This window comes from Streptomyces sp. NPDC006544, assembly GCF_040611715.1.
In the GTDB taxonomy this organism is placed as follows: Bacteria; Actinomycetota; Actinomycetes; order Streptomycetales; family Streptomycetaceae; genus Streptomyces.
Genome location: NZ_JBEXOV010000002.1, coordinates 139,213 through 152,835, shown reverse-complemented (window position 1 = coordinate 152,835; position 13,623 = coordinate 139,213). Strand labels below are relative to the sequence as shown.

Genomic DNA, 13,623 nt, shown 5'->3' with positions numbered 1-13,623 from the left:
CGTGGGTACCGCTGGTCATCGGCCCGGTGGACCGGCGTAAGGCCAATTCACGTGAGAATGAGCAAGCCAATACGCATAACGAACCAGCAGGATACCCGTGAAGACCTGGAAGGGTCAAAACGCGGTCCGCGACCCCGCATCTACGGGGGCCGCGGTGCACTCCGGATCGGTCCTGGGTGGGGACCCCGCAGTTCGTACGACTTCCAGGATAACCCGGCCCGGGCGCAGCGAACGCCACACGAGCAGTCCGGCGAGCGAGCACAGGGTCACCATGTCCCGGAACGCCCGCCTCTTGTGCTCGAACTCCGACGGCCACGGAATGCCCGCCGTCTGCGGGACGAGGGCCACCCAGAACCAGGGCGAGCGCGGCATCGAGCCCGCCCGCACCCCCGACGCCAGGAGCAGCGGGAGCACCACCAGCAGGTAGTGGTCGAAGGACGGCCGCGAGACCAGGAACGCGGAGAGCATCACCATGCAGGCCGTCTCGGCCAGCCGCAGCTCTCCCCCGTCGCCGTCCAGGACCACCGGACGGTTCCAGCGCCGCCAGACCGCCCAGAGTCCGCACGCGGCCGCCGCGAAGGAGAGCACCACCGCCAGCGGCTCCGGCACGCCCAGCCTCGGCAGCGCCGCGATCGGCGAGGCGTCCCACGGCAGCGCGTAGGAGTCCTGGCCCTGCAGCAGGAACGGCAGCGTCTTGGTGAAGAACAGCATCGGGTGGGGCATCAGCAGCGCCCCCGCCAGCGACAGCCCGACCGGCACTCCCACCGCCACGGCCAGGCCGCGCCACTGCCGCGCCAGGACGAAGAGCAGTGCCACCGGCACCAGCATCGGCTTGCACGCGATGGCCAGGCCCACCACCAGCCCGGCGGTCCCCCAGGACCGCCGGTGCGCCAGCAGCAGCGCCACCGGCAGGGCCGCGACCGAGATCGCCGTCCAGTTCCCGATCAGCACGAGGTTGGCGTACGGCTTGTAGGCCAGCGCGAACAGCGCGAGGCCGCCCACCGCCAGCCGCGAGCGCACCGGCACCGAGAACAGCCTCAGCGCCGCCCACCAGCCCGCGCCCACCAGCCCGGTCATCCCCAGCGGCAGCACGCAGCGCAGCAGGGGCGTCGGCAGCAGCGCCTCGGGGATCGCCATGATCACGGCGCTGGGCAGGTAGAGGAACCGCTTGTCCTCGTACGGGGACACCCCCGCGAGCAGGGCGTCCGCCGCCTTCACGACGAAGGCGTTGTCGGAGCCCCAGTTCGCCCGCAGGCTCGCCGAGACCGCCACCGACAGCAGGATCACCAGGCCCACGGCCCGCCAGGACCGGGGTGCAGGCCGGAGCAGCCACTCCACCCGCCGGTCCCAGGAGGACGGGCTGTCCCACTTCATGACCCAGACACTAGGCCGCAGCCCCACAACCAGTCCCCTCGACCAAGCCGGGGGAGGTCTCCCCTAGCGCTTCCGCTCGACCCTACGTTCGTCCCAGACAGGCTCCGTAGTCTCCCTCACCACACCGTCCGAACCGAAGACCAGATAACGGTCAAATGTGCGGGCGAACCACCGGTCGTGGGTGACACACAACACAGTGCCGTCGTACGCCTCCAGCCCGTCCTGCAGCGCTTCCGCCGACTCCAGGTCCAGGTTGTCCGTCGGCTCGTCGAGCAGCAGCGCCGTCGTTCCCGCCAGCTCGAGCAGCAGGATCTGGAAGCGCGCCTGCTGGCCGCCCGAGAGCTTCTCGAACGGCTGGTCGCCCTGCCGCTCCAGCTCGTAGCGGCGCAGGGCGCCCATCGCCCCGCCGAGCGGCAGCGCCGCCTCCGTCCACAGGATGTCGACGAGCGTGCGGCCGAACAGCTCCGGATGGGCATGGGTCTGCGCGAAGTGGCCGGGGACCACCCGGGCGCCGAGCTTCCAGGTACCCGTGTGCTTGACGTCCTCGCCCGCCATCAGGCGCAGGAAGTGCGACTTCCCGGAGCCGTTCGAGCCGAGGACCGCGACCCGCTCCCCGTAGAAGACCTCCAGGGAGAACGGCTTCATCAGCCCGGTCAGCTCGAGGTTCTCCACGGTGAGCGCGCGCACGCCCGTGCGCCCGCCCTTGAGCCGCATCCGGATGTCCTGCTCGCGCGGCGGCTCCGGCGGCGGGCCGGCCTCCTCGAACTTCTGGAAGCGGGTCTGCATCGCCCGGTAGCGGGAGGCCATGTCCGGGCTGCTCGCGGCCTGGTTGCGCAGTCGCAGCACCAGGGCCCTCAGCCGGGCGTGCTCCTCGTCCCAGCGCCGCTTGAGCTCCTCGAAGCGCGCGAAGCGCTCCTTGCGGGCGTCGTGGAACGTGGCGAAGCCGGAGCCGTGCACCCACACGTCCGAGCCGTTCGGGCTCGCCTCCAGGCTGATGATCTTCTCGGCGGCCTGGGTGAGCAGTTCGCGGTCGTGCGAGACGAAGAGCACCGTCTTGCGGGTGGCCTCGAGCTGCTCCTCCAGCCACCGCTTGCCGGGGACGTCGAGGTAGTTGTCCGGCTCGTCGAGCAGCAGCACCTCGTCCGGCCCGCGCAGCAGCGCCTCCAGGACGAGCCGCTTCTGCTCACCGCCCGACAGCGTGCGCACCTCGCGGAACTGCGCGGTGTCGTACGGGATCCCCAGCGCGGCCGTCGTGCAGACGTCCCAGAGCGTCTCCGCCTCGTACCCCTGCACGTCGGCCCAGTCGCTGAGCGCCTGCGCGTACGCCATCTGCGCGGCCTCGTCGTCCACCGTCAGGATCAGCTGCTCGGCGCGGTCCACGGCCTTCGCCGCCTCCCGGATCCGCGGCTGGGCCACGGACACCAGCAGGTCCCGGACGGTCGTCTCGTCGCGGACCGAGCCCACGAACTGCGACATCACGCCCAGCCCGCCGCTCACGGTGACCGCGCCGCCGTGCGGCTGGAGCTCGCCGGAGATCATCTTCAGCAGCGTGGTCTTGCCGGCCCCGTTCGCCCCCACCAGGGCGACGACCGAACCCTCCCCCACCCGGAAGGAGACGTCGGGGAGCAGGACCCGCCCGTCGGGAAGGTAGTACTCCAGGTGGCTGGCCTCAAGATGTCCCATGCCCGGCATTGTCCAGGTCCGGCGCCGATCCGCCCAAACGGATTAGCCGGAGCTCAGCAGCAGCCGGCCCCCGGCAGGGTGCGCAGGTTCCGCGCCTCCTTGCTGCGCGCGGCGAGCAGTTCGTCGGCCGGGTAGCCGACCTCCTCGAGCGTCAGCCCGTGCGGCTTGACCACGTGCACCGAGGAATCCCGCACGGCGGCCCCGAGCACCTTCCCCGGCCAGTCGGTCGGCCGGTGGCCGTCGCCGACGTGCAGCAGGGCGCCCACGAGCGAGCGGACCATGTTGTGGCAGAAGGCGTCGGCCCGGACGGTGGCGGTGACGATCCCGTCCTCGCCCCGCTCCCAGGAGAGCTGCTGGAGCGTACGGATCGTCGTGGCCCCCTCGCGCTTCTTGCAGTACGCGGCGAAGTCGTGCTCCCCGACCAACGCGGCACTGGCCTCGTTCATGGCGTCCACGTCCAGGGGCCACTGGTGCCACAGCACGTGGCCGCGGCGCAGCGGGTCCACCCCGGCCTGGTGGTCGCCGACGCGGTAGGCGTAGCGGCGCCAGATCGCGGAGAACCGCGCGTTGAAGCCGGCCGGCGCCTCCGCGGCCCTCCACACCCGTACGTCGTGCGGCAGCCGGCCCGCGAGGCGGCGCAGCAGCTTGTCCTGGTGCTCGGCCCACACCTCGTCGCGCACGTCGAACTGCGCGACCTGCCCCCGGGCGTGCACGCCCGCGTCGGTGCGCCCGGCCACGGTCAGCTCGACCGGGTCCGGCAGCCGCATCACGGTGCGCAGGGCCGACTCCAGCTCGCCCTGGACGGTCCGCAGCACCCGCTGCTTCGCCCAGCCGGAGAAGTCCTTGCCGTCATAACTCAGGTCCAGCCTGACCCGGACGTGTCCGGGCTCCACCTCGTCACTCACGTGACAGATCCTCTCAGAAGCTCAAAGAAGCGCCGGAGCGCCGGGAACGCCGGGAACGCCGGGAAAACGCAGAACGGGCCCGCCCCGGGAAGGGGGCGGGCCCGTTCAGAGCCGATCAAAAAAGCTCGATCCCGAGGGATCAGGCCTCCTTGGTCTCCTCGGCGGCGGGAGCCTCGGCCACGGCCTCGGCGTCCTTCGCGGCGCGCTTGGTGGCGGCCTCGGCCTCACCAGTGGCCTGCTGGGCGACCGTAAGGGCCTCGACCAGCTCGATCACGGCCATCGGGGCGTTGTCGCCACGACGGTTGCCGATCTTGGTGATGCGCGTGTAACCACCGGGGCGGTTCTCGTAGCGCGGGGCGATCTCGGTGAAGAGCGTGTGCACGATGCTCTTGTCCGTGATCGTCTGCAGCACCAGGCGACGGTTGTGGATGTCGCCCTTCTTGGCCTTGGTCACCAGACGCTCGGCGTAGGGACGCAGGCGACGGGCCTTGGCCTCGGTGGTGGTGATGCGGCCGTGCTCGAAGAGCGCCTTCGCGAGGTTCGCGAGGAGGTGCTTCTCGTGCGCGGCGCTGCCGCCCAGACGGGCACCCTTTGCGGGACGCGGCATGGTCATACTCCTTCATATCTGCACCGGCCGTGTCAGGTACCGGTGTCAGTTCCCCCGAGGCGGACGCCCCGGGAAAGTGTCGGTCGCGCCGGTGGCGCTTAGTACTGCTCGGTCTCGACGAAACCGGCGTCCGCGTCGTCGTCGGCGCCGAAGGCGTCGGCGGCGGCGGTCGGGTCGAATCCGGGCGGGCTGTCCTTGAGGGCCAGGCCCATGCCGGCCAGCTTCGCCTTGACCTCGTCGATCGACTTCGCACCGAAGTTGCGGATGTCGAGCAGGTCCGCCTCGGAGCGGGCGACGAGCTCACCCACGGAGTGGATGCCCTCGCGCTTGAGGCAGTTGTACGAGCGGACCGTGAGCTCGAGCTCCTCGATCGGCAGGGCCAGATCGGCGGCCAGGGCCGCGTCGGTCGGGGACGGGCCCATGTCGATGCCCTCGGCGTCGATGTTGAGCTCGCGCGCCAGGCCGAACAGCTCGACCAGGGTCTTGCCGGCGGACGCCATGGCGTCGCGCGGGCGCATGGCCTGCTTGGTCTCGACGTCGACGATCAGCTTGTCGAAGTCGGTGCGCTGCTCGACTCGGGTCGCCTCGACCTTGTAGGTGACCTTGAGGACGGGGCTGTAGATGGAGTCGATCGGAATGCGACCGATCTCCTGGCCGACCTGCTTGTTCTGGACGGCGGAGACGTAGCCGCGACCGCGCTCGACGGTCAGCTCCATCTCCAGCTTGCCCTTGCCGTTGAGCGTGGCGAGGACCAGGTCCGGGTTGTGCACCTCGACACCGGCCGGGGGCGCGATGTCGGCAGCGGTGACCAGGCCGGGACCCTGCTTGCGCAGGTACATCACGACCGGCTCGTCGTGCTCCGAGGAGACGACCAGCTGCTTGATGTTGAGGATGATGTCGGTGACGTCTTCCTTGACACCCGGCACGGTGGTGAACTCGTGCAGGACGCCGTCCACGCGGATGCTGGTGACGGCGGCACCCGGGATCGAGGACAGGAGCGTGCGGCGCAGCGAGTTGCCGAGCGTGTAGCCGAAGCCCGGCTCCAGCGGCTCGATCACGAAGCGCGAGCGGTATTCGTCGACGACCTCTTCGGTCAGCGACGGACGCTGAGCGATAAGCATGTGTGTTCCTTCATTCGTGGACGCCCACTATTTGACGCCCGACGGACACGGCACGGGGCCGCGGACTACAAGGGTACGGGCGGTACGTCCCCCGCGAGGGGTTCGTACCGCCCGGACACTCAAGGACGCACAGGTGCGGGACCTGAGCGCGCCGCGTCAGACGCGGCGGCGCTTCGGCGGACGGCAGCCGTTGTGCGGGGTGGGGGTGACGTCCTGGATCGAGCCGACCTCGAGGCCGGTGGCCTGGAGGGAGCGGATCGCGGTCTCACGGCCGGAGCCGGGACCCTTGACGAAGACGTCGACCTTGCGCATGCCGTGCTCCTGCGCGCGACGGGCGGCCGACTCGGCGGCCATCTGCGCGGCGAAGGGGGTGGACTTGCGCGAGCCCTTGAAGCCGACGTGGCCGGCGGAGGCCCAGGAGATCACGTTGCCCGAGGGGTCCGTGATCGAGACGATGGTGTTGTTGAACGTGCTCTTGATGTGGGCGTGCCCATGAGCGACGTTCTTCTTTTCCTTGCGGCGCACCTTCTTGGCAGCGCCCTGACGACCCTTGGGGGGCATCTAAATCTCCTACGGGAGGTGGTCGGTCCTACAGCGCAAGACCGCTGAACAGGACTACTTCTTGCCCGGCTTCTTCTTACCGGCGATCGCGCGACGCGGGCCCTTACGGGTACGTGCGTTCGTGCTGGTGCGCTGGCCGTGCACCGGGAGGCCGCGACGGTGGCGGATACCCTGGTAGCACTGGATCTCGACCTTGCGGCGGATGTCGGCCTGGATCTCGCGGCGGAGGTCACCCTCGGTGCGGAGGTTGGCGTCCACGTACTCGCGGATCTTGACCAGGTCCTCTTCGGCCAGGTCACGAACGCGGGTGTCGGGGTTCACACCGGTGGCCGCAAGGATTTCCTTGGACCGGGTGCGACCGACACCGAAGACGTAGGTAAGTGCGATCTCCACACGCTTTTCGCGCGGGATGTCAACACCGGAAACGCGTGCCATTCAATGGCTCCTGTGTGTTCGGGGGTCTTCCGCAGAACCGACCCCGACCGCCGACCACACCTGCTGGGTGGTGGTACGTCCGGGTCCCCGGCCCCCGCCGGAGGTGCCGCCGGTCCTGGTCAGGACTGGGCGGGTTCTGCGTATGTACGTTTTCTTACGTCGCGCGAAGAACTGCGTAGTGCAGGTCGGTCGGCGTGCGTCAGCCCTGGCGCTGCTTGTGGCGCAGGTTGTCGCAGATGACCATGACCCGACCGTGACGGCGGATCACCTTGCACTTGTCGCAGATCTTCTTGACGCTCGGCTTGACCTTCATGTGGGTGAGGTTCTCCGGGTCAGTGCCACCACCCGCGCCAGGACGAGCCGTCCGGACGGGAGTGAAGACAAGATCTACTTGTATCGGTAGACGATCCGGCCACGCGTCAGGTCGTACGGAGAGAGCTCCACGACGACCCGGTCATCAGGGAGGATGCGGATGTAGTGCATGCGCATCTTGCCGCTGATGTGCGCGAGGACTTTGTGACCGTTCTGGAGTTCCACCTTGAACATCGCGTTCGGGAGGGACTCGATCACGGTGCCCTCGATTTCGATGGCACCTTGCTTCTTGGCCACGCTTCGCCTTTCGAATCGGCTACCTTGATCAGCTCCCCCGCCTTCGCATGAGGACATGCGGGTGCAAAGGAGCCGACGAGTCAGTCTACGTCAGGGCCCTCCGGAAAACTAATCCGGAAAGTGTGCCCTACAGGGTAGATCACCAACCCTTGACCCGGGCGCCCCGCCACGGGGCCCCGGGCGGGGCGGACCGCACTCAGCCCAGCGGGTCCGGAGCGGTCGTGATCCCGTACTCCGCCAGCTTCGCCTTGCCGCAGTCCGGGGAGGTCAGCACGATCGGGCCCGCCTCGGTCAGGGCGATGGAGTGCTCCCAGTGCGAGGACCAGGTGCCGTCCGTGGTGATGACCGTCCAGTCGTCGGCCAGGACCTCCGTCTGGGCCGTGCCCAGGGAGACCATCGGCTCGATCGCCAGGCAGAGGCCCGGAACCAGCTTGATCCCCTTGCCCCGCTTGCGGGAGACGTAGTTCAGCAGGTGAGGGTCCATGTGCATCTCGGAGCCGATGCCGTGGCCGCCGTAGTCCTCGATGATCCCGAACTTGCCGAGGCTGTGCTCACCCGTGGTCGGACGCGGCTGGCGCTTGATGTACGTCTCGATCGCCTTGGAGATGTCCACGAGGCGGTTGCCGAGCTTCATGGCGGCGATGCCGGCCCACATGGACTCCTCGGTCACCCGGGAGAGCTCCAGGAGCTCAGGGGCGTGTCCGGTGCCCACGAAGGCGGTGTACGCGGCGTCGCCGTGCCAGCCGTCGATGATCGCGCCGGCGTCGATCGAGATGATGTCGCCGTCCTTGAGGACCGTCTTGTCGTCCGGGATGCCGTGGACGACGACCTCGTTGACCGAGGTGCAGATGGTCGCGGGGAAGCCCCCGTAACCGAGGAAGTTCGACGTGGCACCGGCGTCGGCGATGACCTTGCGGGCCACCATGTCCAGATCCCGCGTCGTGGCGCCGGGCACGGCCGCCTCACGGGTCGCCGCGTGGATCGCGGCGACGACCAGTCCCGCCTCGCGCATCTTCACGATCTGCTCGGGGGTCTTGATCTGGACCATGGGAATTGCCTTCCACCTTCGGTTCGGGGTCGCGTCAACAGTACGGCCGCGGCGTCCTGGGGACACCGCGGCCGTGGCTGCACTACGGGGAAACTACTTCTTGAGGGCGTCCATCGCGCGCTGCGTGACGTCCTTGACCTCACCCAGGGCCGGGATCGTCGACACGAGGCCCTGGGCCTTGTAGTAGTCGATGATCGGCTCGGTCTGGGTGTGGTAGACCTCCAGCCGGTTGCGGACCGCTTCCTCGGACTGGTCCTCGCGCACGTACAGCTCGCCGCCGCAGATGTCGCAGACACCCTCGGTCTTCGGCGGGGCGTACGCGACGTGGAAGACGTGCCCGCCGTCGTTGCGGCACGTACGGCGGCCGGCGAGCCGCTTCACGACCTCGTCCTCCTCGACCTCCAGGTCGAGGACGGCGTCGAGGTTCATGCCCTCGGCCTTCAGCATCACGTCGAGGGCCTCGGCCTGGGAGACGTTGCGCGGAAAGCCGTCCAGCAGGAAGCCGCCCGCGGCGTCCGCCTGCTCCATGCGGTCCTTGGCCATGCTGATGGTGACCTCGTCCGGGACGAGGTCACCGGCGTCCATGAACGCCTTCGCGCGACGGCCGAGCTCGGTGCCCTGGCTGATGTTGGCCCGGAACAGGTCGCCCGTGGAGATGTGCGGGATGGACAGGGTCTTGGCGAGCACTGCCGCCTGCGTTCCCTTGCCCGCACCGGGCGGTCCGACGAGGACGATTCGCATCAGCGGAGGAACCCTTCGTAATTACGCTGCTGGAGCTGGCTCTCGATCTGCTTCACGGTCTCCAGACCCACACCCACGATGATCAGGATGCTCGTCCCGCCGAACGGGAAGTTCTGGTTCGCGCCGAAGCCCGCCAACGCCATCGTCGGCACAAGAGCGATGAGACCCAGGTACAGCGACCCCGGCCAGGTGATCCGGTTGAGTACGTAGCTGAGGTACTCGGCGGTGGGCCGACCGGCGCGGATGCCCGGGATGAACCCACCATACTTCTTCATGTTGTCCGCGACTTCCTCGGGGTTGAACGAGATCGCCACGTAGAAGAACGCGAAGAAAACGATCAGGAGGAAGTAGGCGGCGATGTAGTACGGGTGGTCGCCCTTGACGAAGTGCTTCTGGATCCACGTCGCCCAGCCGGCGGTCGAACCGCTGAACTGGACGATCAGTGCCGGGATGTACAGCAGCGACGAGGCGAAGATGACCGGGATGACACCGGCCTGGTTCACCTTGAGCGGGATGTACGTCGAGGTGCCGCCGTAGGCACGACGGCCGATCATGCGCTTCGCGTACTGGACGGGGATCCGTCGCTGCGCCTGCTCGACGAAGACCACGAGGGCCACCATCGCGAGGCCGACCAGGATGACCACGCCGAACTCGACCCAGCCGTCCGCGATCTTGCCCTGAAGCTTGATCTGCCAGAGGGCGCCGACGAAGCCCGCGGCGATCGAGATGAACATCAGGATCGACATACCGTTGCCGATGCCGCGGTCGGTGATGAGCTCACCGAGCCACATGACCAGGCAGGTGCCCGCGGTCATGGTGAGCACCATGACGACGGTGGTGAAGATCGACCGGTCCGGAACGATCAGGTCTTTGACCGCGCAGCCCTGGAAGAGGGCGCCGCTGCGGGCGGTGGCGACGAGGCCGGTGCCCTGCAGGATCGCGAGCGCGACCGTCAGATAGCGCGTGTACTGAGTGATCTTCGAAGTACCGGACTGACCCTCTTTTTTGAGGTTCTCCAGCTTCGGGATGACCACGGTCAGCAGCTGCAGAATGATGCTCGCCGTGATGTAGGGCATGATGCCGAGCGCGAAGATCGTGATCTGCAGCAGCGCACCGCCGCTGAACATGTTGACGAGACCGAAGAGGCTGTTGCTGCTCCCGGCCGAGTCGACACAGATCTGAACGTTCTTGTAGCTCACGCCGGGTACCGGTACATGGGACCCGAGCCGATACAGCACGATGATGCCGAGCGTGAAGAGCAGCTTCTTGCGCAGGTCGGGCGTCTTGAACGCCCGGGCGAACGCGGTGAGCACGGTGCCTCCTGCGACCCCCGCGCTACTGCGTCAGAGGTGACGGTCTGAGGGATCGACGAATACGTACAAGCAAAGGTGCAGGCCACCATACCGGCGACTGAGCCCCCCGTGGAACGACCAACCGGGGATGCCCCATATGTGAGGCACCCCCGGTCGGGTTTCTAGCTATTTGTCACTGAGTTCGTCTTAGACGAGCTCGGTCACGGTGCCACCAGCGGCGGCGATCTTCTCCTTGGCGGAGCCGGAAACGGCGTCAACCGAAACCTGCAGCGCCACGGAGATCTCGCCCTGGCCCAGGACCTTGACGAGGCTGTTCTTGCGAACCGCGCCCTTGGCGACCAGGTCGGCCACCGTGACTTCTCCACCCTCGGGGTAGAGAGCGCCGAGCTTGTCCAGGTTCACGACCTGGAACTCGGTGCGGAACGGGTTCTTGAAGCCCTTGAGCTTCGGCAGGCGCATGTGGAGGGGCATCTGCCCACCCTCGAAGCGCACCGGGATCTGGTAACGGGCCTTCTGGCCCTTGGTACCACGACCTGCCGTCTTACCCTTCGACGCCTCACCACGACCGACACGGGTCTTCGCGGTCTTGGCGCCGGGGGCGGGACGGAGGTTGTGGGCCTTCAGCGGGCTGTTTTCAGCCATGTTAGTCAACCTCCTCAACCGTCACGAGGTGGCGGACGGTGTGAACCATTCCGCGGAACTCGGGGCGGTCCTCCTTGACGACGACGTCGTTCAGGCGCTTGAGCCCGAGCGAACGCAGCGTGTCACGGTGGTTCTGCTTGCTGCCGATGTACGACTTGATCTGCGTGACCTTGAGGCGAGCCATTACGCACCCGCCCCGGCACGTGCGCGCAGCAGAGCCGCGGGAGCGACGTCCTCGAGGGGCAGACCACGGCGAGCCGCGATCTCCTCGGGACGCTGCAGGCCCTTGAGGGCCGCCACGGTCGCGTGCACGATGTTGATCGCGTTCGAAGAGCCGAGCGACTTCGACAGGATGTCGTGAACGCCGGCGCACTCCAGAACGGCACGCACCGGGCCACCGGCGATGACGCCGGTACCGGGGGAAGCCGGCTTCAGGAGCACGACGCCGGCCGCACGCTCGCCCGTGATCGGGTGAGGGATCGTGCCCTGGATGCGCGGAACCTTGAAGAAGGACTTCTTGGCTTCCTCGACACCCTTGGCGATGGCCGCGGGAACTTCCTTGGCCTTGCCGTAACCGACACCTACGGTGCCGTCACCGTCGCCCACCACGACCAGCGCGGTGAAGCTGAAGCGGCGACCACCCTTGACAACCTTGGCGACGCGGTTGATCGCGACAACGCGCTCAACGTAAGCGGTCTTCTCGGCGGCAGGGCCACCGTCGCGACCCTTCCGGTCCCGCCGCTCGCCGCCACCGGCACCGCTTCCGCGGCGCTGGGGTCCAGCCATTGGATTACCTCTCTCTGTTACGTCCGTGAGTCCCGGAACCGGGGCTTAGAACTTCAGCCCGGCTTCGCGGGCGGCGTCAGCCAGAGCGGCAATGCGCCCGGCGTATCGGTTGCCACCGCGGTCGAACACGACGGTCTCGACACCCGCGGCCTTGGCACGCTCGGCGACGAGTGCGCCGACGGCCTGGGCCTGGGCGCTCTTGTCGCCTTCGCCACCGCGGATCGAGGTGTCCAGGGTCGACGCGGACGCCAGGGTGTGACCCTGGAGGTCGTCGATGACCTGAGCAACGATGTTGCGGTTGGAACGCGTCACGACGAGGCGCGGACGCTCCGCCGTACCCGACACGTTCTTGCGAATGCGGATGTGGCGGCGAGCCTTGGCGGCACGCTTGTACGCGTCGCCCTTGGCGATCTTCACACCGTATGCCATGGCTACTTACCAGCCTTTCCGACCTTGCGGCGGATGACTTCGCCGGCGTACTTGACACCCTTGGCCTTGTACGGGTCGGGCTTCCGCAGCTTGCGGATGTTGGCGGCGACCTCGCCGACCTTCTGCTTGTCGATGCCCTCGACCGAGAACTTGGTGGGCGACTCGACCTTGAAGGAGATGCCCTCGGGCGCCTCGATCAGGATCGGGTGGCTGTAACCAAGCTGGAACTCCAGGTTGGAGCCCTTCGCGGCGACGCGGTAACCGACACCGCTGATCTCGAGCGCCTTGACGTAACCCGCGGTCACGCCGGTGATCATGTTCGCCACCAGCGTGCGGGACAGGCCGTGCAGGGCCTTGTTCTGACGCTCGTCGTTCGGGCGGACGACGTTCAGAACGCCGTCCTCACCCTTGACGATCTCGATGGGCGCAGCGACGGTGTGCGAGAGGGAACCCTTGGGGCCCTTCACCGCGACCGTGCGGCCATCGATGGTGACGTCCACACCGGCGGGAACCTGGATGGGGAGCTTGCCGATTCGCGACATTGCTTTTCCTCCGTTCCCGACTACCAGACGTAGGCGAGGACTTCCCCACCTACGCCCTTCTTGCCTGCCTGCTGGCCGGTCAGGAGGCCGTGGGACGTGGAGATGATCGCCACGCCCAGGCCGCCGAGCACCTTCGGCAGGTTGGTGGACTTTGCGTACACGCGCAGACCGGGCTTCGAGATCCGCTTGATGCCCGCGATGGAGCGCTCACGGTTCGGCCCGAACTTCAGCTCGAGGACGAGGTTCTTGCCGACCTCGGCGTCCTCGACCTTCCAGCCGGTGATGAAACCCTCTTGCTTGAGGATCTCCGCGATGTGCGACTTGATCTTGCTGTGCGGCATCACCACGGTGTCGTGGTACGCCGAGTTAGCGTTACGCAGACGGGTCAGCATGTCTGCGATCGGGTCAGTCATGGTCATGAAGTGGCCTTCGGCCTCTCTCGCCGGGGTTTCCTGTATGCGCCATCCCTCTCCCCACTCAGTGGCGGGACGGGTGCGGTGCGGGGACCTACGGCGTAGTAAGTCGTTATGGGCGGCGGACGCCCAACCACACAAGCCTAAGGCATGCGCGGCTGGGCATCCGACGTCCAGATGCTTACCGAGAGTGCCTGGTACCGCTCAAGTCCTTGCGGACGAGAGGGATTACCAGGAGCTCTTGGTCACGCCCGGCAGCTCGCCACGGTGAGCCATCTCACGAAGGCAGACGCGGCACAGGCCGAACTTGCGGTACACGGAGTGGGGGCGACCGCAGCGCTGGCAGCGGGTGTACGCACGCACACCGAACTTGGGCTTGCGGGCAGCCTTCGCGATGAGAGCCTTCTTCGCCAT

Annotated in this window: 19 protein-coding genes; all 19 read right to left on the bottom strand. The window is 67.7% G+C overall.

What is annotated here, in order from left to right; genetic code table 11:
• Nucleotides 1–114: 114 nt before the first annotated feature.
• Nucleotides 115–1,374: a glycosyltransferase family 87 protein gene (locus ABZY44_RS01775; RefSeq protein ID WP_356649549.1), complete on the bottom strand. Its 1,260-nt coding sequence runs from the start codon at nt 1,372–1,374 to the stop codon at nt 115–117.
• A 63-nt stretch (nt 1,375–1,437) separates the two neighbouring features.
• Nucleotides 1,438–3,057, bottom strand: a complete 1,620-nt coding sequence (locus ABZY44_RS01770) for an ATP-binding cassette domain-containing protein (RefSeq protein ID WP_356649548.1) — start codon at nt 3,055–3,057, stop codon at nt 1,438–1,440.
• A 53-nt stretch (nt 3,058–3,110) separates the two neighbouring features.
• Nucleotides 3,111–3,962, bottom strand: a complete 852-nt coding sequence (gene truA / locus ABZY44_RS01765; protein WP_356649547.1) for a tRNA pseudouridine(38-40) synthase TruA — start codon at nt 3,960–3,962, stop codon at nt 3,111–3,113.
• Nucleotides 3,963–4,101: 139 nt separating this feature from the next.
• On the bottom strand, nt 4,102–4,569 hold the full coding sequence (rplQ, locus tag ABZY44_RS01760; protein WP_030298228.1) for a 50S ribosomal protein L17: 468 nt from the start codon (nt 4,567–4,569) through the stop codon (nt 4,102–4,104).
• A 98-nt stretch (nt 4,570–4,667) separates the two neighbouring features.
• Nucleotides 4,668–5,690, bottom strand: coding sequence for a DNA-directed RNA polymerase subunit alpha (locus ABZY44_RS01755; protein ID WP_215023456.1), 1,023 nt, complete (start codon nt 5,688–5,690; stop codon nt 4,668–4,670).
• A 156-nt stretch (nt 5,691–5,846) separates the two neighbouring features.
• Nucleotides 5,847–6,251, bottom strand: coding sequence for a 30S ribosomal protein S11 (rpsK, locus tag ABZY44_RS01750; protein WP_003956432.1), 405 nt, complete (start codon nt 6,249–6,251; stop codon nt 5,847–5,849).
• Nucleotides 6,252–6,305: 54 nt separating this feature from the next.
• Complete coding sequence (gene rpsM, locus ABZY44_RS01745) at nt 6,306–6,686, bottom strand: 30S ribosomal protein S13 (RefSeq protein ID WP_008739674.1); 381 nt, start codon at nt 6,684–6,686, stop codon at nt 6,306–6,308.
• 199 nt (nt 6,687–6,885) lie between these two features.
• Nucleotides 6,886–6,999 carry a 50S ribosomal protein L36 gene (rpmJ, locus tag ABZY44_RS01740; RefSeq protein ID WP_003956441.1) on the bottom strand — a complete coding sequence of 38 codons (114 nt, stop codon included), beginning with the start codon at nt 6,997–6,999 and terminating at the stop codon, nt 6,886–6,888.
• Nucleotides 7,000–7,073: 74 nt separating this feature from the next.
• Entirely contained in the window at nt 7,074–7,295 is a 222-nt protein-coding gene (infA, locus tag ABZY44_RS01735) for a translation initiation factor IF-1 (protein ID WP_003956442.1), read from the bottom strand.
• 196 nt (nt 7,296–7,491) lie between these two features.
• Nucleotides 7,492–8,343 carry a type I methionyl aminopeptidase gene (map, locus tag ABZY44_RS01730; protein ID WP_356649546.1) on the bottom strand — a complete coding sequence of 284 codons (852 nt, stop codon included), beginning with the start codon at nt 8,341–8,343 and terminating at the stop codon, nt 7,492–7,494.
• Between the two features lie 93 nt (nt 8,344–8,436).
• Complete coding sequence (locus ABZY44_RS01725) at nt 8,437–9,084, bottom strand: adenylate kinase (RefSeq protein WP_356649545.1); 648 nt, start codon at nt 9,082–9,084, stop codon at nt 8,437–8,439.
• Nucleotides 9,084–10,397 carry a preprotein translocase subunit SecY gene (gene secY, locus ABZY44_RS01720; protein ID WP_356649544.1) on the bottom strand — a complete coding sequence of 438 codons (1,314 nt, stop codon included), beginning with the start codon at nt 10,395–10,397 and terminating at the stop codon, nt 9,084–9,086. The genes ABZY44_RS01725 and secY overlap by 1 nt, the downstream gene beginning before the upstream one ends.
• A gap of 186 nt (nt 10,398–10,583) precedes the next feature.
• Nucleotides 10,584–11,039 (bottom strand): 50S ribosomal protein L15, encoded by a 456-nt coding sequence (gene rplO / locus ABZY44_RS01715; RefSeq protein WP_214946842.1) that lies wholly within the window; start codon nt 11,037–11,039, stop codon nt 10,584–10,586.
• A 1-nt stretch (nt 11,040) separates the two neighbouring features.
• Nucleotides 11,041–11,223: a 50S ribosomal protein L30 gene (gene rpmD, locus ABZY44_RS01710; RefSeq protein WP_112447741.1), complete on the bottom strand. Its 183-nt coding sequence runs from the start codon at nt 11,221–11,223 to the stop codon at nt 11,041–11,043.
• Entirely contained in the window at nt 11,223–11,825 is a 603-nt protein-coding gene (gene rpsE / locus ABZY44_RS01705) for a 30S ribosomal protein S5 (protein WP_073912880.1), read from the bottom strand. Before rpsE ends, rpmD begins: the two co-directional genes overlap by 1 nt.
• Before the next feature lie 45 nt (nt 11,826–11,870).
• A complete protein-coding gene (rplR, locus tag ABZY44_RS01700; RefSeq protein WP_008739696.1) occupies nt 11,871–12,254 on the bottom strand; it encodes a 50S ribosomal protein L18 in 384 nt (127 codons plus the stop codon).
• Nucleotides 12,255–12,256: 2 nt separating this feature from the next.
• Nucleotides 12,257–12,796 carry a 50S ribosomal protein L6 gene (gene rplF, locus ABZY44_RS01695; protein WP_356649543.1) on the bottom strand — a complete coding sequence of 180 codons (540 nt, stop codon included), beginning with the start codon at nt 12,794–12,796 and terminating at the stop codon, nt 12,257–12,259.
• Between the two features lie 20 nt (nt 12,797–12,816).
• Complete coding sequence (gene rpsH / locus ABZY44_RS01690; protein ID WP_007265911.1) at nt 12,817–13,215, bottom strand: 30S ribosomal protein S8; 399 nt, start codon at nt 13,213–13,215, stop codon at nt 12,817–12,819.
• A gap of 222 nt (nt 13,216–13,437) precedes the next feature.
• Nucleotides 13,438–13,623 carry a type Z 30S ribosomal protein S14 gene (locus ABZY44_RS01685; protein ID WP_003956452.1) on the bottom strand — a complete coding sequence of 62 codons (186 nt, stop codon included), beginning with the start codon at nt 13,621–13,623 and terminating at the stop codon, nt 13,438–13,440.